Raw genomic sequence first — 21,115 nt, 5'->3', positions numbered from 1 at the left:
GGAGCCCCGACGGTCGCCTGCCGCCGTTCGGGCTCCCGCAGCCAGGTCAGTAGCCCGTCATCTCGAGATACCCGACGCCCTCGTGGCTGCCGGTGACCGTGACCGGACCCTCCCAATATTCAAAACGTGTCCCCATCCAGGCGTCCGGCGTCAGGGCGGATACCTTGACGTCGATGCCTCGGTCCGCAAGCACGACGCGCCATTGCGTCGGGACGTCGCGCCCTGCCACCAGATCGGTCGCAAGCGGCTCGAGCCTGACGGATCCGTCGGGGATGGCATCGGTGCTGCCGTCTGAATTGATCCATGTGGCCGAAGTGAAATCGCCGCGACCACCGCGCAAGCGAAAGGCCATCAGCTTGTCCCCGTCCTCGAAGCTGAGCGAAAACCAATCCCAGCCGGTTTGATCCTCGGCCAGGGGTTGCGAAGACCATTCCCGGTCCAGCCAGCCCTGACCGGTGACGCGCATATCGCCATCCGGCAGGTGCAGTACGCCTTCGACTGAATAGAAGGGTTGCGAATAGTAATAGCTGGCTTGTCCGTCGGCGGATTTGACGGAATAGCCCGCTTGGCCATGAAACACCAACGGGCCTTGTGCGCTCAGCGCAAGATCGTACCCGAAATCAGCCCCGTTTGCGGTCAGGGTCAGGGTGTCCATATCCGGTCCGGCCATGCGCCATTCGTCGATCCAGGCCTCGAACGGTTGCACCGCAACACCTGCCTGCCCAATTCCCCCGCGCGACAGGCGTTCGGCAAAAAAGTGGGTGTCAGGCGTGGTGACAGCCGCATGGCCCATCCAGATCTGCGGGCTTTGCCATCCATCTGTTTCAAACGGTTTCAGGGCCGACCGGAAAAGGGTCCATTGGATGCCATAGTCACGCCCGTCCTCGCCTTTGAGGTTGGCCGTCAGATACCACCATTCGATCCGATAAGCGGGATGAGGTCCGTGGTCTTTGGGAAAGTCGAATTCAAAGCCCGCCTGCGGAACCTCGAATCCTTCCGCCGAACCTCCAAGACCTGCATAGCCCTGCGCCCAAAGAGGCGATGGGCACAAAAACACGAGAACGGCCAAAAGGGCATTAACGTTCATTGGCGAACACCTTCAGCAAATCGGCAGGGGGCAGACGCAACATGCGCAGCGCTGGCAGGGCCGCTGCAACCAGGGCGGCCAGCAGGGTCAGCAGGATCAGCCACAACCAATCCCATGGAAACACGAACATCGGCAACCGCCAGCCAAAGGCTTGCACATTGATCACTGCCAACAGAACCCAGGCGAGGATCAGACCAAGCGGCAACGCCAGACACGCGGTCAGAGCCGCGAGCAGTACGCTGCGCAAAAGCTCCAGCCGCGCCAGTTGCGCCCGGTTCAGTCCCAGCGCCCATACCGGAGCTATCTGAGGCAGGCGCTGGGTCCATAGGGTCAGCAGGCTGGTGAGTATGGCAAATCCCGCCACGCCGAGGGTCAGAACATTGAGAGCCGAGGTCACGACAAAGGTCTTTTCGAAGATTGCCAATGATTGCGCCTTCATGGCGGCCTGCTGGACCACGGCCTGACGCGGCAGGGCGAACCGCTCGCGCAAGGTTTGCGCCATTTCAGTCGCCTGTTCGGGGTTCAAACGGATGCCAAACCGTCGGGTTTCAGCCCCCGGCGCGATCCGGTCAAGTTGGCTCATCGACACAATGGCTTGCCCGGTTGGATTTCCATAATCCGAATAAACCCCGGCGATGGTCAGCGCGTGATCCGGGGGCAGTGTCAGCGTATCTCCGGGCCAGAGATTTGCGCGCCGTGCCAGTTGTTCGTTGATCAGCACCGCGTCTCCGGCCATGACGTCGTCCCATACGGTCGAGTTTGCCGATATCAACGGCCAGTGCTGCCGATAGACCGGATCGTCAATGACCCCGTACAGAAACAGGGGGCCCGTCTCGTGCGACAGTTCTATGTTGCGAATTGGAAGGATGGCGTCGACCTGTGGCCGCAGCCATTCCGTGATCTCGCGCCCCTGTTCTTCGTCACGGACGGTCAGATACAGCTCTGAAGTTAGGCGCTGGTCGAGCCAGCCGACAAAGGTCAGCCGGAAACTTGAAACCATTGTGCCCACACCGATATTTGCCGCAAGCGCAAGCAACAGGGCCATCAGGGCAAGCGACAGCCCGGGCAATTGTGCACGCATGTCGGCCCAGACCCACTGCGCGACGGCGCCACGGGATCTGTTGCCAAAGACGGAAAGCGCAAAGGTCAGAAGCGCCGGCAACAAAAGCGCTGCACCCGTCAGCAATCCGGCTAACAGCACGAAACCGGCAACCAGACCACCGATGCCGAGATAGGTGATGACACCGCCGGCGATCAGGGCCAAGCCGAGCAAACCTGTCACAAGGCGTGTGCCAGCATTGCCCTGCCAGGCTTGCACACCGGGCCCCGCCAGCAGGGGCATACGAGACAATCGCCACAGCGCATGGCCACTGGCAAACAAGGTGCCGCAGACAGCCATCGCCATCCCGGCAAACACCCAATGGGGGTGCAATGTCAGCTGTCCGGTCACGGGCGCACCATACAGGCCGCGAAGGGTTGCTGCGACATCGGGCAACAACTCTCCGGCCAGAAAGAACCCAAGAAGCAGACCCAAGGTTCCACCGATCAGGGCCAGCCCCGTCAGTTCGGTCAGGATCAGGAAGACCAGCCGCCGCATCGAAACGCCCAGTGCACGCAGGGTGCGGATCATGCCTCGGCGTTGGGCAAAAGCCAGCCCGACGGTGCCGTTCACGATGAACAGGCCAACGGCAAAGGACAACAGGCCAAAAGCCGACAGGTTCAGGTGAAAACTGTCAGTCAGCCGAGCAGTATCGACTTGCGAGGATGGGCTGGCGCGCTCCAGTTCGGGCGCGACTTCGGCCAAAGGTGGCCGATCACGCGGCTGATCCGGCAACACAATGAGGCGCGAGATGAAACCGGTTTGGTTCAGCAGGGCTTCGGCTGTGCCGATATCCGTCAGAATAACGTCCGGTGGCAACGCCGCGGTGATTGAAAACGGCGGAAGGTTGTTCTGGTCGTGCAACAGCGGCTCCAGCTCTGCCGCGACCAGAAGCCGCCCCGGAGCGGTCAGCATGTCCGCCGGCTCAGTCGGCGCGGTGCTTTGGTCGGTTTCGCTTATGGCGGGCAGGGCCGGGTAGGCGACCATGTCCACACCTATCAGGCGCAATGTGCGGCCCTGAATACGATAGGGGCCCTCCAGGACGGCCGCCACCTGCCAGCCAGCACGACGCAGATCGACGTAACGAGAAACCGGGATCAGACCGGAAGGATCGCGCAGCTCGTCGAACTGCCCAAGGGCAAGCTGCGCGTTGGCCCGGGCATAGCTGGCGCGCGCTTCGGCATTGATGGCCTGAACCGCGGACCAGAGACCGGTGGCCAACGCGATGCCTGTCAAAAGCGTCGCCAGTTGCAACCAGTGCACCCGCCAGTGGGACATCAAAGCCTGAATGACGGCGCGTGTCATTGGATACGACCACCGCAGAGCTGGACGGTTCGATCCAAGCGGGCTGCAATCTGTTGGGAATGCGTGACCAACAGAAGGGCTGCGCCGGTATCAGCCACCAAGGCCAACATCAGATCCAGAACCCTTGCGCTGGCGGTTTCATCCAGATTGCCCGTGGGCTCATCCGCCAGCAGCAGTTTCGGACGCGCTGCCATGGCACGACCAATCGCCACCCGCTGCTGTTGCCCGCCGGACAGGTTTTCGGGATATCTGTCCAAAAGATCGGACAGGCCCAAGCGTTCGGTCAGATGCGCGGTCCAATCGGCATCCTCGGCGGCGGCAAGGCGGGCGTGAAAGGAAAGGTTCTGCGCAACGGTCAGCGAAGGGATCAGATTGAACTGCTGAAACACCAACGAAAGCTGACTGCGCCGCAATTCGGCCCTCCCGGCATCGTCCAGATTGGACAGAGGCGTTCGGTTCAAGATGATTTCACCGCTGTCGAAACAGTCAAGCGCTGCGGCAAGGTTCAGCAGAGTGCTTTTGCCACTGCCGCTTTCGCCGGTCAGGGCCAGTGTCTGCCCTTCATCCAATGTCAGCGACACGTCGCGCAGAACCGGGCGCCCGCCGGGATAGGTTTTCTGAACACGGTCGATGGTCAACAGCATGATCTGGCCTTTTTTCTTCCAAGGATGTGCGATGGAATTCCAAACTGTCCAGTGCGGACCCGCACTCGGTTCCATTCGCCGCAGGCGTTCCTCACGATCGCCGGGGTTGTGCCCTGCACCTCAAAGGGCCATTCTGCCCGGACGGTAAACTGTCGTAAATCGGGATGAAAAACATGACGTTGCTGCATCAGATCGTTTGGGGCAGTACATTTCTGGCGCTCTGCTTCTTGGTCGAGATTCTCTTGCTGACCTGGTGTACCGTCACGATCATCAAGTGGGATGAAAAATGGTCCGCCAAGGGGGTGTTCTTTGGAACGGCAGCACCAATCGCGGTATCTTTGGCCTTTATCGTCGCCACGCACACGATTCAGGTCTGGATTTGGGCCATCGTCTGGGTGTTGCTTGAGGTTTTGCCGGATTGGAACTCGGCCATCTATTTCTCATTGGTGACGTTCACGACCCTGGGATATGGCGATATCGTTTTGGGCGAAGGGTTGCGCATCTTTGGGTCTTTTGCCGCGGTTGCTGGTCTTCTGGCCTTTGGTCTGTCGACCGCTTATCTGGTGGCGATGATGACGCGTGTCTTTCAAGAGAAGTTCTTTACCTAGAGGATAGGCGCAAACAACCGCGCCAATGGGGCGCCAAACCGGATATGCGCGGGTTGCTGGGCCAGACTGCGCGTCAATTCATAGCTTGCCTCGAAATCCGCGCGCAGCATGTGATCAACAGCCAGTGCTGCGCGGGCATCGAAAAACAGGGCCATCGCCTCGAAGTTCAGCCGGAAGGACCGGTTGTCCAGATTGGTCGTGCCGACCGCAGCCAGCGTGTCGTCAACCACGAAAACCTTCTGGTGCATGAAACCGTCCGTGTATCGGAACACGCGCACGCCGCAGTCGCGGATTTCGTCGAAATAGGCAAAAGCAGCCAACCACGGCAGCCGATGATCAATCATATCCGGGACAAGGATGCGCACGTCCACACCGCGCATCGCTGCATGTTGCAGGGCGGTCATGACGTCGATGTCGGGCACAAAATAGGGCGAGGCAATCCACAGTCTTTCTTTCGCCTCGGCGATGGCCGAAAAGAACATCATGGCGCCGGTTTCGGTTTCGTCTCCGGGTCCGGTGGCCACCAATAGGGCATTCATGTCTTGCTCGGCCTCGCTGCCTGCCCAGTCGAGGTCGTCAATCAGGTCTTCATCGCGGGCCCAGTGCCAGTCTTCGGTAAAGATGAGCTGCAATTGCCGGACGATGTGGCCGGTCATCTTGATATGCGTGTCGCGCCAATGGCCGAAATGCGGGTCTTCGCCCAGATATTCAACACCCACGTTGTGACCGCCGATAAAGCCTGTTTCACCGTCGATGATGACGGTTTTGCGATGGTTCCGGTAATTCAGCTGAAACCTGAAATTCGGCCCGCGTTGCTCACGCGGGTCGGCCACGTCAATTCCGGCCTCGCGCATTGTGTCCAGATAGGTGTTTGCCAATCCATAGCTGCCGACGGCATCGGTCATGAAACGGACATGTACCCCGCGTTTCGCAGCCTCGATCAGCTTGGTCTGAAGCTGTCGGCCCAATGTATCGTCTCTGACGATATAGAATTGGATCAGGATGTAGTTCCTGGCCTCGTCTATCGCCTGAAAAATGGCGTCAAACGTTGCCTGACCATCGATCAGAAGCTGAGCGCCATTGCCACTGGATACCGGAAGATGAGCCAGAAATTCGAATGGTCGTGGATTGACCGACATCGTGGATGGGTCAGGTCTGGAGTAGTCAGCAAAGGTCTTGATGCCTTCGACGACCCGTTCGCTTTGTTGGCGCGAGATGCGGTAGCCGCGAAACCTGTGATGCCCCAGAAACAGGTACATCGGAACCGCAAAGATTGGCGCCGATACCAAAAAGACCACCCAGCCAACGGCTCCTTGCGGTGTGCGCGCGGTTTGTGCCGCGCGCACCGAAAACACAACTGCAGTTGCGTACAACGCAAAAACGAAGATGGATACAAGCAATGTCCACATGGGCGTTAAGTCTTTCGGGTCGTTCAGTTTCCTCCAGTGTAGACCCGCGACCAGTCTTTCGCCATATCAACGATGATCCAGCCTTTGTCCGGCCCCTGATCCAGACCGTCAACCAACCGCCCAATCGGACTTTCCCGATCATAGGCCCATTCACGTTCGGCATCCGTATGATGGATCAGAACACCCAGCCGTGGTCCGCTACCCGAGGTTGTCCAATCCAGCATGGCGAAATCGCCGTCTGAGTTTCCTCCGGCCAGAATGGGGCGTTTGCCGATCGTGCGTTCGATGTTGATGGGTTTGCCTTCCTTGTCGTCGATGAAGGCAATCCCGGGGGCCTTGATGACAGTCGGAACGCCATCGACATCTTCGAATGTCGAGTTTCCATATGTGCCCAGAACCTGTTCCGGCGGAATGCCATAGGCCTGTTCCGCGAAGACCCGCATGAAGTGAATGCCGCCGCCCGAGACAATATAGGTCTTGAACCCTTCGTCCCGAAGATAGCGCAACAGCTCGACCATGGGCTGATAGGTCATCTGGTCATAGGGCAATCCGGTGTCCGGGTGTCGGGCCTCGGCCAGCCATTCCGCGACTTGGGCCTGAAACGCCTCGACAGTCGTTCCGGAATGTGACGCGTTGACAACTTCGATCAACGCATCGTGGCCCCCTTGAAGAACCGTCGCAAGATCACCTTCGGCAGCGGCTTTCAAAACGGGTGTGGACAGGATCGAAGGATCTTGTTCAGCCAGTTCAGAAAGCCGATCCATGGCAAAGATAAACTGGAAATAAACCGGCTGTTCTGCCCAGAGTGTGCCGTCATTGTCAAATACCGCGATCCGATCTGAAGGCGTGACATAGTCAGGTCCTTCCGCGTCGGTAACACTGGACACGAATTCAAGGATCGCCTCTTTTGCCGCTGTGGCGTTCCAACTGGGCAGCGGATCAGCGAGCAGGGATACGGGAACACAGGTCAGAAAGGCACCTAAAAGAACGTGTTTCATGAAGATCTCGATAACTGTTGTGTTGAAAAAAGGCCGCCCTGCGCAGGGCGGCCTACAGCGTGGGGCCGCCGGGCCTAGTTGTTGGTCGGCGTTGTCAGCTTCTCCATGACCTGATCTAGGTTGAAGCTGGCTGCTTTCTGACGTGGCGGGAACTCCTGGAACGTACTGAGGAAGTTGCCAACGTATTGCTGGGCGGGCACAAGGAAATAAGCCCGGTCCAACAGCCAATCGTAATAGGTGTTTGACGTGCGATACGCGCGTTCATACGGATCGCGGCGCAGGTTGACGATCAGCGGGATGCGCAGTTCGGTCCATGGCTCGATCCAGGCACGCAACGTGGCCCAGGCTTTCTGCTCCAGGAAGATGAGCTTCCAGTCTTCGAAACGCAGCGCCGTGAGGTCACCATCATCCGAGAAATAGAAGATTTCTTTCCGGGGGCTTGCCGCAGTCTCACCAGTCAGCAGCGGCAGAATATTGTAGCCATCAAGGTGCACCTTATAGTCGCGACCCATGCCCGATGAGCTGTAGCCGGCCTTCAGTTTTTCCTTGATGTCCGGATCGCCGGCCACGGCGAGGTAAGTGGGCAGCCAGTCCATGTGATGCACGATCTCGTTTGTGACTGATCCGGCCTCGATCTTGCCCGGCCAGCGTACCATTGACGGAACACGCCAACCACCTTCCCAGTTGGTATTCTTCTCGCCCCAGAACGGCGTGGCAGCCGCATCCGGCCAGGTGTTTATGTGGGGACCGTTGTCAGTGGAATAATGGACGATCGTGTTGTCGGCGATGCCAAGCTCGTCCAGCAGATCCAGCAGCTGACCTACATGCATGTCGTGTTCGATCATACCGGCGGTGTATTCATCAGCGACCCGCCCCGACAACTCATTGGCCTTGGCGCGCATCTCGTCTTTGACGTGGGTGCGGAAGTGCATGCGGGTACCGTTCCACCAGACATAGAAGGGCTGACCTTGCTCATGCGCCCGCTTGATGAAGTCGATGGCCGCGGCCACGGTTTCGTCATCTACCGTTTCCATGCGCTTGCGGGTCAACGGTCCGGTGTCTTCGATCGTGCCATCGGATTTGGATTTGATGACGCCGCGCGGGCCATAGGCCTCGCGGAAGGTGCGCCCATCCGCCAGAACGCGATCACCCGGATAGTCTTCGTTTTCCGGCTCTTCTTCGGCATTCAGGTGGTAAAGATTGCCAAAAAACTCATCAAAACCGTGGTTTGTCGGAAGATGTTCGTCTTTGTCACCAAGGTGGTTTTTGCCGAATTGACCGGTCACATAGCCGTGGTCTTTGAGAAGCCCCGGGATAGTTGGGTCTTCAACCTGCATTCCGAGATCTGCCCCAGGCAGGCCGACTTTGGAAAGACCGGTGCGGAACACGGATTGCCCCATGATGTATGACGAACGGCCGGCGGTACAGGATTGTTCACCGTAATAATCGGTGAAGATCATGCCTTCTTTGGCAACCCTGTCGATATTGGGCGTCTGATATCCCATCAGACCCATGGTATAAGCCGAGATGTTGGATTGACCGATATCGTCGCCCCATATCACAAGAATATTGGGCTTTTGATCCTGCGCCCAGGCGGGCACGGCAAGGGCGACAGTTACGGTCGCCACCGCGAACCGGCGCAGTGTTCTACGCCAATTATCTGCAATCATTCGTGGAGAAGACATGAAGTGCTCCTGATCAGTCGAGCCTTAATGACCCGGAAAATTGAAATTTAATTGAAGCCGCTAGCTTATAACTTGAAGCTGCAAGCAAGTTCTTGATTGCCCGAATAAAAACAATTTCTTGTTCGAGCAGTGAACACAGCTATTTTACGCGATGAAACGTATCGAAAACTTATCATATGATCACTTTGAAAGATACAAATGTTTGATTCTGATGACGATATGCGGATTCTGGCCAATACCGACTGGTTTGGCACGCGCGATTCAAAGTTTCAGAGCGATCTTATGACGTGCGCAATTCAAAGAACCTTCGATTCCGGAGAAACCCTGTACCACCACGGTGACCGCGCCAACGGTATTCATGCGGTGCTCGCAGGCGCGCTTCAGATCACGGCACCTGCCGATGATGGACAGGAATTCGTATTGCATCAGGATGGATCAGGATTCTGGATCGGGGATCTTGCGCTGTTTGCCGAAGCCAAACGACTGGTCAGCGTCGTGGCAACGCAAAAAACCCGCACCTTGTATTTTCCCGGCTCGCGGGTAGAACGCCTGGTTCAGAAAAACCCAGAATACATCCGTGATTTCTATGCGTTAACGCATGAAAACATGAAGACTGCTCTGCGCATCATGGCCAATCTTGCGGTTACGGGGTCTGAAAAGCGCCTTGTACTGCGTCTGTTGCATCTTGACGAAGGTGCTTTGAGTTCGGACGGATGGATTGTTGTGTCTCAGGAAGAACTTGCTGAAATGGTTGCGGTATCTCAGCCGACCTTGCATCGGCATCTGCATCATCTGGCAGATCTGGGCCTTGTGGAATTGGGGTATGGCCGACTACGGTTGATCGACCGGCGCAAGCTGATCAGCAACTGTCAAAGTTGAAGTCTAAGGATTGAGCGGGGGCAAAGACCCGCTCTTTCGTTCTGTCGGGCTTTTCAGTGCGCCCAGGTTTAGCATGGCGGCATGCCAGTCTTCCGAGCTGTTGCCAGCCGTCGCTGAATACCGCGCCGCACCGATCTTCATCAGACTTCTCTCAAGATCCAAAGAACACTTGGGATGCGCGCTGCGTGATTTCCAAAGATCCAATGCCTGATAAACCGCAGGCAAATCCCGTGATATTAAAGCGGATCGCAAGGCATCGACGGCATATTTCTCCGATGCCAGATATCTGCGGCGCCGTTCCGTTTTCCAGGTTGCATAGCGCGGGCGCAGAAATCTTCCCAATGTCCACAATGCGAATACAACAATGACAAGGTAAAGAACTGATTTGATGATGGTTTGCGCGTCAGGCGGCTGTCGCCTGGGTAGTGCCAGTGTCAGCTTGGTCGGGGGAAGTGATGCCGTTTCGATCTGACCGGTGTCCAGATTGAACCAGTCGATGGAAACGGCCGACAACTGTGTTTCGCCACCATCTTGGGCGATGTACACGGTTTCTTCGACCCGCTGCCCGGACAAGATGCCCCGGTCTTCTGTTTCCGAAAAGCGGGGCTCCTTGGGATAGGCGCGAAGCAGTTGGCTTTGATCCTGCGGCGTCAGCGCCGGGATTGTCAGGGCCGTGGTGCCAGCGATCTGCGCGCTTATCTCGCGCGTGATGGAATCACCGGCCTGCATATCGGTCGGACCGTCCAGCTTCTGATCAAGAGAGAAACCACTTGCGATGATCAGCGGGTCAAGACCTTGAGCGCCCTCGGGGATCTCTGCGTTCAGCTGTATGGAAGGAAGCGCCACCGAAACCTGAACCGGGTCATTGGACTGCGGGTCGGCAAATGTCACGACAACCTCTTGCGCATCATACGCAACAGGCCCTGATGTCAGCGGATACAGGCGATAACTGCGCTGTACGCCGGACCACGTTTCTCCGTCCACCGTTTCGCTTATCGGGCCAGAAGCTCGCTCGGGCAACCGAACCAGGATATTTTGTTGCTCCAATGATGGGAATACCGGCGGCTGCGGCATGAAGGTCGGAACCAGAACCTTGATGCGGACGATGGCGGGCTGGCCGACGATGACGGCCTCGATCGGGACGTCCACTGATACCCTAGGTTGATAGGCTGAGTTTTCCTGTGCGGACACGGATAACGGCAACAACAGGATGAAGACAGCTAGGTATCTCATTCTGTTTGCTCCTGAATTTCCAAAAGGAAGCGGTTTCTCAGAAAATCCTGCATGTCGGTGTCGATCATGCTGATCCACTGGTCGGCGGACAGTGACTGTGGCCCGTCCTTGGGGGTTTGAACCGTGGTGTCACTGCCGCGTGCTGCATCGTTGTCAAACACCGTATCATCGGCACCGATGCCAGCCTCTTCCCCTGTGTCAGACTGCTCACGTGTCGTTTCGACATAATCCAGGATGGCCTTGGACAGGTCGAGATTGTGCTGGGCTTCAGGCCAGTCGGGGCGACGTTCCAAGGCGGTCTGGAACGCCGATATGGCTGGGCGATACTCGCGGTTTCTTATGCGGGCCATACCTTCGGCAAACGCAGCTTCCGGCGTGTCCAGCGTGGAAAACACGGACGACGCCTTTTCGTATTGACCATCCCTGAGATAAGCATATCCCTTGTGATATGGATCTTCGAACATCTCGGCCGCGTCGCCAAAGCGTTTTTGGTTCATCGCGATCTGGCCTTGTTGGTCGGAGGTGAAAAACCAGTCTCGCCACCCTTCTGCCCGCGCGCCGGATGAAGGCAATGCGATCAAAGCCAGAAACGCCCAACGAATTACCCAGCCTTTGCGGAACCACAGCAGAGACAACACCGCAGCAGGCCAGGCCAGGATCCAGCCCTTGTCCTGCCAATCCAGACGATCATCATCATCCAGCGCGGCAGTATAGGCCGATTGAATGCGGCGCATCAGTTGATTGATGTCCCGATCGTCGTCCGAAAACGCGACCACTGAGGCGTTGGGGATGTTGTCCAGCTGCGCGATACGACCACCATCCGGCAGCATGGTGAGAAAGAAAATATCAGAAGAAGAGGAGCTTAGCCCAGCTACCTGAGATGGATCAAGATCGTCCAATACGAACAGAATCGCCCCCGGGCTGTCGCTGTCGTCCAGAATGGACTGAGCCAACGCAAGCGCATCGGCTGCCGCATCGCCATCCTTTGGCATCACCGCGGGCGTCAACCCCTCAAGCAAGGGACGAAGTATATTCGCGTCTTCGGTCAAAGGCGCAACCCGGTGCGGCGATCCTGCATAGGCGATCAAAGCGGTACGTGCGCCGGCACGTTCGGTGATCAGGTCGGAAATCTTGAACCGTGCCCGATCCAGCCGCGATGGCGCAAGATCCGAGCTTTCCATGCTGTCGGTGACTTTAAGAGCGATCACCAACGGGGCCGTGTCTGCGATCAACGGGTTGGGCGCGCGCGACCATGTCGGGCCCGAGGCCGCCAAAGTGACAAGCGCCGCAATGATCAGCGCAACATCAATGGGCTGGATGCGCCCGTATTCTTCTTTGCCCAGCAGCAAGGCCTCTGCAAGGTGCGGGGCGATCCCTGATGGCAGTTTGGTGTCTGCCATCGATCTGGGCCTGATCCGCCACCACAACACAAGGATGGGGATGAGAAGCGGCAGGTAATAGCCTCGGATAAAATGAAAATCAGCCAGATCCATCGTCAGACGGCCCCCTGGTGTCGCTGTGAGAAATGGAACCAGGTCATGCTGACGATAATGACGATCAACGCGATGAGTAACGGAATATGGGCAAGGCTTTGCTTGGGGCGATAGCTTTGCGTTTCCACCATTCTGGGGTTCAGTGAGTCAATGCGTGCGTAGGTTTGTTCAAGGGCCGTTGCATCGTCGGCAAAGAAATATTCTCCGCCCGTACGATCGGCTATGTCCTTCAGCGCCTGAAGATCGACACGGTCTTCGCCCGTGGCATTCGGGTCTCCGACACCAATCGTATACACAACCACGTTCTTTTCCGCAGCAATGGCCGAGGCATTGACGGGTGTCATGCGACTGGACGTATCGGCGCCATCGCTGAGAACAATCATCATGCGCTGGTCAACCTCGCGGGATTCAAAAGTTCGAATGCCAAGCCCGATCGCATCGCCCAAAGCCGTGTTCGGACCCGCCATGCCAACTTGAGTTTGGTCCAGGAACCCGTTCAAACTGTTCAGATCTTCCGTGAAGGGCGCTTGAATGAACGCGCGTGTTCCAAAGATGATCAGCGCCATCCTGTCACCATCTCTTTCAGAGATGAACTGCTTGAGAACCTCTTTGACCGCCTCCAACCGTTGCATCGGGGCACCGGATCCGGTCTGGAAGTCGCGCTGATCCATCGAGCCAGAGATATCCAGCGCCAAAACCACATCGCGTGCAGATTTTTCCATCACCACGGGGTCGCCCAGACGTTCCGGACGCGCCAGCGCCAGAACCAGAAGTATCCAGATCAAGCCGGCGCTGGCCGTTTGCAGCCGGGCCCGGGTTCGGATCATTGACCCGGATTGCGGCTCGACACCCGCCGCCTGGGCCACGCGGCGAAAAAACGGAATGCGAATGGACACGGTTGTTTCCCGCCGAGGCGGAGCAATGGCGTAAACCAGCAGCGGCAGCGGCAAAAGCAGAAATACCCAGGGGGCTGAGAAGGAAAACATCACGTTCACCGATACCGTTTATGGGACTTGACCCAATGCCGAGCAAGCTGGGTCAAGGCACGGTTTGGCGGCAGGTCTTTGTACGGCGCGTCGATCAGTGTTTGGCCGACCTCTGATAAAAAAGACTTTTCATCAGATGTTTGCGAAAGGAAGTTCAACCAGTCATCCCCGTGAATCCCTGCAACCTGCCTGCGCGGATATGCGACCAACGCGGTGCGGCGAAGGATTTCGGCAACTTTTGCGGACGTGATATCCGGGTCTGCCAGCTCGGCCAGCGCATGGCAGCGATACGCGTTCGCCCGCCTTCGCCGGATGAAAAAAATACTGACCAGTACGGCAAGGCCAAGCAGTATGACGGCCAGCGCCAACCAGCCCCATGTCTGCGGAAACATCGAAACAGGCGTGGGTTCCGGTGCCGGCTCGAGCATATTCAGCAGATCAACCAGAGATTTCCCTGTCGTGTCGATGCTCATTTCTGCCCCCTGCGATGTCCGAACAGATACAGCAACTGATCCAGGGCAGGTTCCGCGGTCGTCAATGGAACAACCGGAAAACCGTATCGACGGGACCATGTGTGCAGGTGGTCCAACCGGTCTTCCATGGATTTGCGAATATTGCCGGACAATTCGGGATCGGCGCTGTCGATTTCGATCTGATCGCGCCCGTCCGAGACCGTGAGTTTCAGATCGGGCGCCAGCCCCTTTGCTGTCTTGTCAGCGATATTGAACACGATCAGATCGTTTGAGACCGCAATGCGGCGCAGCAGGGATTCCGATCTTTCGTCAAGCCCGTCGCAGTCGGAAAACAGGCAAACCAGCCCGTTGGTTTGGGGCATACGCACGGCTTCCGACAACATGTCATTCAAAGTTACGGTGGGTTGCGGGTTCAAGGCAGCATACAAGGCCGAATTGGCAGCCCCGATGGAAGACAGAAACCGCATGAGCGCCGCCGCGCGGCGCTGCGGCCTGTGTTCAGCAACGCTTGTGTCGTTGAATACCAGACCACCGACACGATCGCCCTGACCAAGAACGCGATGTGCGGTGATTGCGGCAGCTTCGGCGGCGATGACCGATTTCATGTAGACTTCGGTTCCGAAAAACATCGAAACGCGCTGATCGACCAGCAACAGGGCAGGGCGGTCTCGTTCCTCGGTATAGACCCTGACGTGGGGCTCACCGGTTCGCGCCGTGACTTTCCAGTCAATTGTGCGGATGTCGTCGCCCGGTTGGTAGTTGCGCAATTCCTCGAAATTCAGGCCGCGTCCGCGCAGGCGTGATGCGTGTCTGCCATTCAGGATTGAGCGGGCAGGCTGACGTGGCAAAAAGCTCAGGGCTCGAGAATGCAGTTCCAGACGCAACAGGTGATACGCATTGACGTGAATGCGGGGATCATCGGGATATGCTGAGGATCGCTGCACCCGCCAACCCGAACCGTCAGGGCAGCGCGACGAGACGCAGGATTTCCGCGATCACGTCATCTGCCGTTTTGGCGTTCCCCTGCGCCTCGAAGCTCAGCGTGATGCGGTGACGGAACACGTCATGTGCAATGGCTCGAATATCCGCAGGGTCCACATAGTCACGCTGGTTCATCCACGCATGCGCCCGACCGCATTTGTCCAATGCCAATGAGGCACGCGGGCTGGCGCCGATTTCGATCCAGCTGGCCAGTTCTTCGCTGAGCGCCGCAGGCGTCCGGGTTGCCTGAACCAGATCGGCCATGTAGCGATCCATTGCATCCGAAACATGGATCTGCCCAATTTCCGAACGCGCTGCAAAAACGGCGTCCTGCGGGATTGTCGGTGGTGGCTCGCTTGACGCGCCTTTCCCGGCGGCGATCTCTTCACCCCGCACCAGCCGGATCACTTCAACCTCGTCCTCGACCGGCGGATAGGTGATCTGAACATGCATCAGGAACCGGTCCATCTGCGCTTCGGGCAGGGGATAGGTGCCTTCTTGTTCAATGGGGTTCTGGGTTGCCATCACGATGAACAGCGGTTCCATCTTGTGAGTGGTCCCGGAAACCGTAACCTGGCGTTCTTCCATCGCCTCCAGCAATGCGGCCTGAACCTTGGCCGGTGCCCTGTTGATTTCGTCAGCGAGGACGATATTGGCAAAGATCGGCCCGGGTTCGAACCGAAAGGTGCCGCCTTCGTCAGTTTGTTGAAACACTTCGGTTCCCGTCACGTCTGAAGGCAGCAGATCAGGCGTGAACTGGATCCGGCTGAAGTCTGCATCCAGATTGCGCGCCATCGCCTTGACTGCACGTGTTTTGGCCAATCCGGGCAGACCTTCGATCAGAAGGTTTCCGTTGGCCAGCATCCCGATCAGCAGTCGGTCGATGACCTCGGTTTGCCCGATGATGGACTGGCCCATGCGGGTTTTGAGATCAAGTATCTGATTAAGTGCATTCATGGGTGGTGGTCCAATCGGTGCCAAGCTGGAAGAAACGAATTGATAACGGAACAGGGGGTAAGCCGGTCAGGAATATCCCGAAATATCGGAATGCTAACAGGCTTTGGCGGACCGATCTACCGTGAATGCCTGGTGGTGAGGTGGTGCAAATCTTTCCTCAGTTCCTGTCGTATGGGCCCGGTGTTGGGCGCGTCTCGCAAACTGTCCAGCCAATGGGGGTGAGGCGCCTGTCCCGCGGCCCTGCTCCAGGTCAGATCCCGCAGGATTTTCTGTGCACCGACATCAAGTGTGTCAGGAATTTCGAAATCACTCAGGGTGGCCCAGACGCCGCTCCACAAGCGGCCTACGGACCAGGGATTGTATCCGCCGCCACCCAGAACCAGAAAGCGAGGCGAAAGAGGCTTCAGCGCCGCGACCGTTCGCCAATGCGCGTTGTTGGACAGGGTCAAACGCGAAAGCGGGTCTTCGGCCACGGCGTCTGCACCGCATTGCAGGACAATCGCCTGCGGTTTGAACGCCTCGGTCGCTGGCAGGATCAATTGATCCAGAATGGCGGCGAATTCGTCGTCGTTCAGATGCCTTGGAACAGGCAGGTTGAAGGCCGCGCCACCGGCGTCTTCCTCAAGTTGGCCCGTGAACGGCCATCGCCGCGTTTCATGGACCGAGATCATCCGAACTCTGTCCGACCCGTGAAACGCAAGTTCAACCCCGTCGCAATGATGGGCGTCGATGTCGACATAGACCACGCGATCCATGCCGGCGTTCAAAAGGGTCTGTATCGCCAGAACCGGATCGTTCAGATAACAAAACCCGTTCGCCCGGTCCGCAAGGCCATGGTGGGTGCCGCCCGCAGGGTTGAAAACGATCCCTCCATCCCGGATCAGTTCGGCGGCCAGCATGGAACCACCGGCGGCGGTTGCCGGCCGGCGGTACATCTCGGCGAAGACCGGGTTCGACAGAGTCCCCAAACCGTATTTATCCCGTGTTTCGTCCGTGACGTGCTGGTCCGCTTCGGCCTTTTGCAGGGCGGCGATATAGTCCGGCGTATGAAACCTTTCCAATACACTTGGCTTTGCGCAGGGGCTGACGCGGTAGTTTTCGGGCGTCAACCAACCTAGTTCGCGACACAGATCGATGACGGTTGAAACCCGTGGGATGGCCAGCGGGTGTTTTGAACCGTAGGTCGAGTTGCGGTAGATATCCGATCCGATGAACAGGGGGCGCTTCATGACCTAGCTTGCTGCGGCCTGACTGTTATCCTCGCCCAACCTGCCATCCAATGACATCAGTATGGCGACCGGCCGAAGGGCCGGGATGTGGCTGAACACGATCAGGATGCATACGGTCAGAGGAACGCTCAGAAACGCGCCGATCAGACCCCAGACCGTTGTCCAGAAGGTCAGGGCCAGAATGACAAGAAAGGTCGACATGTTCAGGGATCGGCCAAGCATGGCCGGATCCAGGAAATTGCCGATCAGGAATTGGATCGTTCCACATCCCAGCACGATCACCAGGAAGGGAAGGATCGTTTCGAATTGAACAAGCGCGATCATGGCCGGAAAAAACACCGCTATGATCGAACCGATCGAGGGGATGAAGTTCAGGGCAAAGGTCAATACGGCCCAGGTTTCCGCGTATTCCAGACCAAGCGAGCGGAAAACCGTATAGCTGATGGTTGCCGTTATCAGGCTGATCAGGGTTTTGACGCCGACATAGCGCTGCAAGCTGACCGAAATCGCATCGAGCATGGTGGAAAACTCTGCTGCGGCGACAGGATTTCCGGCGGCCAGTTGGATCTTTTTCCGAAAGGCAAGCCGTTCGGCCATCAGAAAGGCGACATAAAGGCTGATCAGGAAGAACTGGTTCAACAATGAAGTGGCGCTGCCCAGCAACACGCGGGCGACATAGGACATGTCGATACTGACCAGATTGTCACGAATGAAGGTGGTCACGTCGTTGCCGACCAGCCCCGTTACACGCTCGACCGCACCGTCAAACTGGTTTTCATAGGTGCTGATGGATCGTGCAAACTGCGTCGCCTGACTGCCCAGCACGTACATGATCATGAACAAACCCGCCAGAACGACGGTCACACCGGCAATATTTGCCAGCCAGACCGGAGCGCGGGTCAGGGCTACGACGCGATCGCTCAGCGCGATGATCAGAACATTGACCAGCAGCGCCATGGCCAGCGGGATCAGGAAGTTCGCACCGGCATAGAGGCCCAGCACGATCAGGGTCGCGATGATGCATGTATCCCGGACAACGGACAATCGAAGCCTGGGTCTAACCGTGATGTCTTTTTGATCCGGTGTCATTCGGTATCCTGTATCTGGCCCATTTCCTGTCCTGCGCCGCCCAATCCTGCACGCGAGGCCCGGTTTGTGCAATGCGTTCAGGCGTTTGTTGGCCCTCATTCTCGCAATAGATATCCAGGACGGGTTCTGTGTTCCATTTCGGCAGGTTAGGGTTGCAGCATGACCACTGCCGCGAATCCCCTGTTTGGCCGACCTGTTCAGGCACTTTGGCTGTCGATCCGCCGGTTCAGCAGAAAGAACGGTTTCGTCATGAGCAGCCACGTGGCCATGTCGCTGATGATGGCGCTGTTTCCCTTTGTGCTGTTCACCGTGGCGCTGGCAGGGGCGTTATCTCAAGGCTATGTCACAGATGAATTGATTGACCTGATTTTCGGAGCGTGGCCCAAGGACGTCGCTGATCCGATCGTGGCCGAACTGCGGGCCGTTCTGGCCGGATCCGGCTCGGGTGTCATCACCTTGGGGGGGCTGCTGGCGATTTACTTTGCCTCCAACGGCGTGGCTGCCGTGCGTGCAGCCATGAACCAGGCCTACCACGACGAAGACAGTTGGCCGTTCTGGAAAACCCGACTTCTCTGTCTGGTGCTGGTCATTCTGGGCGGGTCGGCCATTCTGATCATTGCCGCGGTCGAGGTGGTTTTGCCGGTCTATACGAAATTGGTGGCTGAACACACGGAAGTTGCCGTGGCCAACTGGTTTTCCGTGGATCGCCTGCGCTGGACGTTCACCGTGGCGGTTCCTGCGGGCACCGTTCTTCTGGCGCATCTTGTGCTGCCAACCCGCAGGCACAGCTTGACGCAAATCCTGCCCGGCGTCTTGTTGACTTTGGTCTTGTGGGCTGCCGGTGGGTGGGCGTTTTCAATTTATATCAGCCAGTTCGCCACCTACAGCGCCACCTATGCTGGATTGGCGGGGGCCATGGCGGCCTTAATTTTCCTGTATCTCTATTCGGCGATCCTGATTTTGGGGGCCGAATACAACGGTGCATTGATTGATCTGCAAAAAGCCGCCGAAGGAGAGACGGCATGAGATTTGCCCTGATACTGGCCTGCCTTGCAATTGCTGGTGAAGTTCAGGCGCAGACGCCAGAGTATGTGGGCTCAGACCAGTGTACCGATTGTCATCAGCAAGAAGCCGAAGCCTGGGCCGCGTCACACCATGCGCTGGCCTGGACAGACCCCGCTGACGGCGCTGTTGTGGCGGATTTCAACAGTACCCGGTTCGATCATGACGGCATGTCCGTCCAATTCAAAAATGAGGCGGGCAGTTTCTCCGCCCGTGTAACGGAAAAAGACGGTGCAACGACGGAATATGACGTACATTCCGTCGTTGGAATCGAACCCTTGCAGCAATACCTTTTCGAGACCGAACCGGGCCGGTTGCAAAGTTTCGATGTGGTTTGGGACACAGAACAAAAGCGCTGGTATCACCTGTACTCTGATCAGGACCTGCCGCCTGATGACGGGTTGCATTGGACCGGCCCTTACAAGAACTGGAACGCGCGCTGCGCCGAATGTCATGCCACAGGTTTTGAGAAGAACTACGACCCTCAAACCAGAAGCTACACGTCGCAGCAGGTCGAAATCGGGGTCGGGTGCGAGGCCTGCCATGGGCCGGGGTCCGCACATATCGACTGGGTCCGGGAACAGGGGTCTTCAGATGGCCTGGCCAATGCCGGCTTTCTGTTGAGTTGGGGCAAGGGGCGGACCGAAGAAGAAATACAACAATGCGCCGGATGTCATTCCCGGCGCGAGGCGCATGGCAACGGAAACCCGGTTCCGGGAACCCCGTACCATGATGCCTATAATCTGGCCGTGCTGCGCCCCGGGTCCTATCATCCCGACGGGCAAATTCTGGATGAGGTCTACGTTTACGGCTCGTTCCTGCAATCCCGGATGTATGCACAAGGCGTCGGATGCATGAACTGCCACGAACCGCACAGCGCAGACTTGAAAGCCGACGGAAACGGGGTTTGCACACAGTGCCATTCGCCTGCCGGAAATCCGGATTTCGTGACCCTTGCCGCAAAGGACTATGACACGCCTGCGCATCACAATCACCCGGAAGACAGCGAAGGCGCCCAGTGCAAAAGCTGCCACATGATCGAGCGGACCTACATGGGTGTCGACGGTCGACGCGATCACAGCTTTCGCATACCGCGACCGGATCTTGGGCTGGGCGTTGATGCCTGCACGGACTGCCATCAAGACAAGGATCAGGCCTGGGCCGCAAGCCAGATAGAGGGCTGGTTTCCGGGATCGCCAAATCGACGCCCGCATTATGGGACGGTTTTCAAAGCCGCGGCCGAAGGGCAGCTCGACACGCCCGAAGGTTTGCTTGCGGTCGCAATGGATGCGTCGCAGCCGGGCATCGTCAGAGCGACCGCCGCGTATCTGTTGCAACCGTTTGGGTCGCCACAGATCGCCGCTGACACAGCGCCGCTTTTGCAGGACGTTGACCCGCTGATACGAGCAAATGCAGCGGTGCTGCAACGTCAGGCCAGCCCGGCAGATCAGGTGCGCAGGCTCGAGCCGTTGCTGTCTGATCCTCTGCGAAACGTGCGCATCGCCGCCGCCAAAGAGTTCCTGAGCATACCGCCGCAGGGCTTGACGGCCGAGCAGCGGACCAAACTTGGGCAGGGCATGTCGGAATGGCAGCAGGTCATTTCGAACAGGCTGGATGCCCCGGAAACCCATCTTGTTCTGGGTGGCATGGCTTTGACGCTTCGCAACGCGCAGGCGGCGGAACAGGCGTTCAGAGAGGTAGTGACGCTGGACCCGCAGAGGGCAGAAGCATGGCCGATGCTGGTTCAATTGGCGCAGATCAATCGTGGCCCGGAAGCTGCGCGGATAGTGCTGCAAGAGGCGCTGGACAGGCTGCCGGATGATCCGAACCTGCTGCAATTGTCGCAACAGTTTGGGCGCTGACCCGGCACATCCGTGCCCGAATTCTTTCATCTTGAC

18 protein-coding genes are annotated in these 21,115 nt (G+C 57.8%); 4 read left to right on the top strand and 14 right to left on the bottom strand.

Translation table 11 applies throughout. The features are described 5' to 3' along the window. Nucleotides 1-46: 46 nt before the first annotated feature. Genes ACR0E2_RS03515 through ACR0E2_RS03505 form a run of 3 tightly spaced genes read right to left on the bottom strand, consistent with a single transcriptional unit; the run spans nt 47 to nt 4,135 of the window. On the bottom strand, nt 47-1,087 hold the full coding sequence (locus tag ACR0E2_RS03515; RefSeq protein WP_480445202.1) for a lipocalin-like domain-containing protein: 1,041 nt from the start codon (nt 1,085-1,087) through the stop codon (nt 47-49). Further along, a complete protein-coding gene (locus tag ACR0E2_RS03510) occupies nt 1,077-3,491 on the bottom strand; it encodes an ABC transporter permease (RefSeq protein ID WP_480445201.1) in 2,415 nt (804 codons plus the stop codon). The genes ACR0E2_RS03515 and ACR0E2_RS03510 overlap by 11 nt, the downstream gene beginning before the upstream one ends. Beyond that, on the bottom strand, nt 3,488-4,135 hold the full coding sequence (locus ACR0E2_RS03505) for an ABC transporter ATP-binding protein (protein ID WP_171639451.1): 648 nt from the start codon (nt 4,133-4,135) through the stop codon (nt 3,488-3,490). Before ACR0E2_RS03505 ends, ACR0E2_RS03510 begins: the two co-directional genes overlap by 4 nt. 173 nt (nt 4,136-4,308) lie before the next feature. On the opposite strand from ACR0E2_RS03505, the gene ACR0E2_RS03500 reads away from it, so the two are divergent. Next, complete coding sequence (locus ACR0E2_RS03500) at nt 4,309-4,743, top strand: ion channel (protein ID WP_170344179.1); 435 nt, start codon at nt 4,309-4,311, stop codon at nt 4,741-4,743. On the opposite strand, the gene cls is transcribed toward ACR0E2_RS03500, so the two are convergent. The 3 genes from cls to ACR0E2_RS03485 form a co-directional block, all read right to left on the bottom strand. Continuing rightward, nucleotides 4,740-6,152, bottom strand: a complete 1,413-nt coding sequence (cls, locus tag ACR0E2_RS03495) for a cardiolipin synthase (RefSeq protein WP_480445199.1) — start codon at nt 6,150-6,152, stop codon at nt 4,740-4,742. The two genes, ACR0E2_RS03500 and cls, sit on opposite strands and share 4 nt — an antisense overlap. A gap of 23 nt (nt 6,153-6,175) precedes the next feature. Further along, a complete protein-coding gene (locus ACR0E2_RS03490; protein WP_480445197.1) occupies nt 6,176-7,150 on the bottom strand; it encodes an HAD family hydrolase in 975 nt (324 codons plus the stop codon). A 74-nt stretch (nt 7,151-7,224) separates the two neighbouring features. After that, complete coding sequence (locus tag ACR0E2_RS03485) at nt 7,225-8,835, bottom strand: arylsulfatase (protein WP_480445195.1); 1,611 nt, start codon at nt 8,833-8,835, stop codon at nt 7,225-7,227. A gap of 198 nt (nt 8,836-9,033) precedes the next feature. On the opposite strand from ACR0E2_RS03485, the gene ACR0E2_RS03480 reads away from it, so the two are divergent. Then, nucleotides 9,034-9,714: a Crp/Fnr family transcriptional regulator gene (locus ACR0E2_RS03480; protein WP_480445193.1), complete on the top strand. Its 681-nt coding sequence runs from the start codon at nt 9,034-9,036 to the stop codon at nt 9,712-9,714. A gap of 3 nt (nt 9,715-9,717) precedes the next feature. Here ACR0E2_RS03480 and ACR0E2_RS03475 read toward each other — a convergent pair whose 3' ends face one another. The 8 genes from ACR0E2_RS03475 to ACR0E2_RS03440 form a co-directional block, all read right to left on the bottom strand. After that, nucleotides 9,718-10,947, bottom strand: a complete 1,230-nt coding sequence (locus ACR0E2_RS03475; protein WP_480445192.1) for a hypothetical protein — start codon at nt 10,945-10,947, stop codon at nt 9,718-9,720. Further along, nucleotides 10,944-12,347, bottom strand: coding sequence for a VWA domain-containing protein (locus tag ACR0E2_RS03470; protein ID WP_480445191.1), 1,404 nt, complete (start codon nt 12,345-12,347; stop codon nt 10,944-10,946). The genes ACR0E2_RS03475 and ACR0E2_RS03470 overlap by 4 nt, the downstream gene beginning before the upstream one ends. A gap of 95 nt (nt 12,348-12,442) precedes the next feature. Further along, on the bottom strand, nt 12,443-13,426 hold the full coding sequence (locus ACR0E2_RS03465) for a VWA domain-containing protein (protein WP_480445189.1): 984 nt from the start codon (nt 13,424-13,426) through the stop codon (nt 12,443-12,445). A 5-nt stretch (nt 13,427-13,431) separates the two neighbouring features. Then, nucleotides 13,432-13,899 (bottom strand): DUF4381 domain-containing protein, encoded by a 468-nt coding sequence (locus ACR0E2_RS03460; protein ID WP_480445187.1) that lies wholly within the window; start codon nt 13,897-13,899, stop codon nt 13,432-13,434. After that, nucleotides 13,896-14,843 carry a DUF58 domain-containing protein gene (locus ACR0E2_RS03455; RefSeq protein ID WP_480445186.1) on the bottom strand — a complete coding sequence of 316 codons (948 nt, stop codon included), beginning with the start codon at nt 14,841-14,843 and terminating at the stop codon, nt 13,896-13,898. Before ACR0E2_RS03455 ends, ACR0E2_RS03460 begins: the two co-directional genes overlap by 4 nt. A 16-nt stretch (nt 14,844-14,859) precedes the next feature. Next, on the bottom strand, nt 14,860-15,837 hold the full coding sequence (locus tag ACR0E2_RS03450) for an AAA family ATPase (RefSeq protein ID WP_171168023.1): 978 nt from the start codon (nt 15,835-15,837) through the stop codon (nt 14,860-14,862). Nucleotides 15,838-15,953: 116 nt separating this feature from the next. Further along, nucleotides 15,954-17,066, bottom strand: coding sequence for an acetoin utilization protein AcuC (locus ACR0E2_RS03445; RefSeq protein WP_480445185.1), 1,113 nt, complete (start codon nt 17,064-17,066; stop codon nt 15,954-15,956). A 3-nt stretch (nt 17,067-17,069) separates the two neighbouring features. Next, nucleotides 17,070-18,155, bottom strand: a complete 1,086-nt coding sequence (locus tag ACR0E2_RS03440; RefSeq protein WP_480445183.1) for an AI-2E family transporter — start codon at nt 18,153-18,155, stop codon at nt 17,070-17,072. A gap of 159 nt (nt 18,156-18,314) precedes the next feature. Between ACR0E2_RS03440 and ACR0E2_RS03435 the strand changes: the two genes are divergently transcribed. Both ACR0E2_RS03435 and ACR0E2_RS03430 read left to right on the top strand, forming a co-directional pair. Continuing rightward, nucleotides 18,315-19,181, top strand: a complete 867-nt coding sequence (locus tag ACR0E2_RS03435) for a YihY/virulence factor BrkB family protein (RefSeq protein ID WP_480445182.1) — start codon at nt 18,315-18,317, stop codon at nt 19,179-19,181. Then, complete coding sequence (locus tag ACR0E2_RS03430; protein WP_480445181.1) at nt 19,178-21,079, top strand: cytochrome c3 family protein; 1,902 nt, start codon at nt 19,178-19,180, stop codon at nt 21,077-21,079. Before ACR0E2_RS03435 ends, ACR0E2_RS03430 begins: the two co-directional genes overlap by 4 nt. Nucleotides 21,080-21,115 lie beyond the last annotated feature (36 nt).

The sequence above is a fragment of the Ruegeria sp. A4 genome (assembly GCF_056543025.1).
Note: the sequence above shows the minus strand (reverse complement) of the source record. Positions and strands in the feature narration are given on the sequence as shown.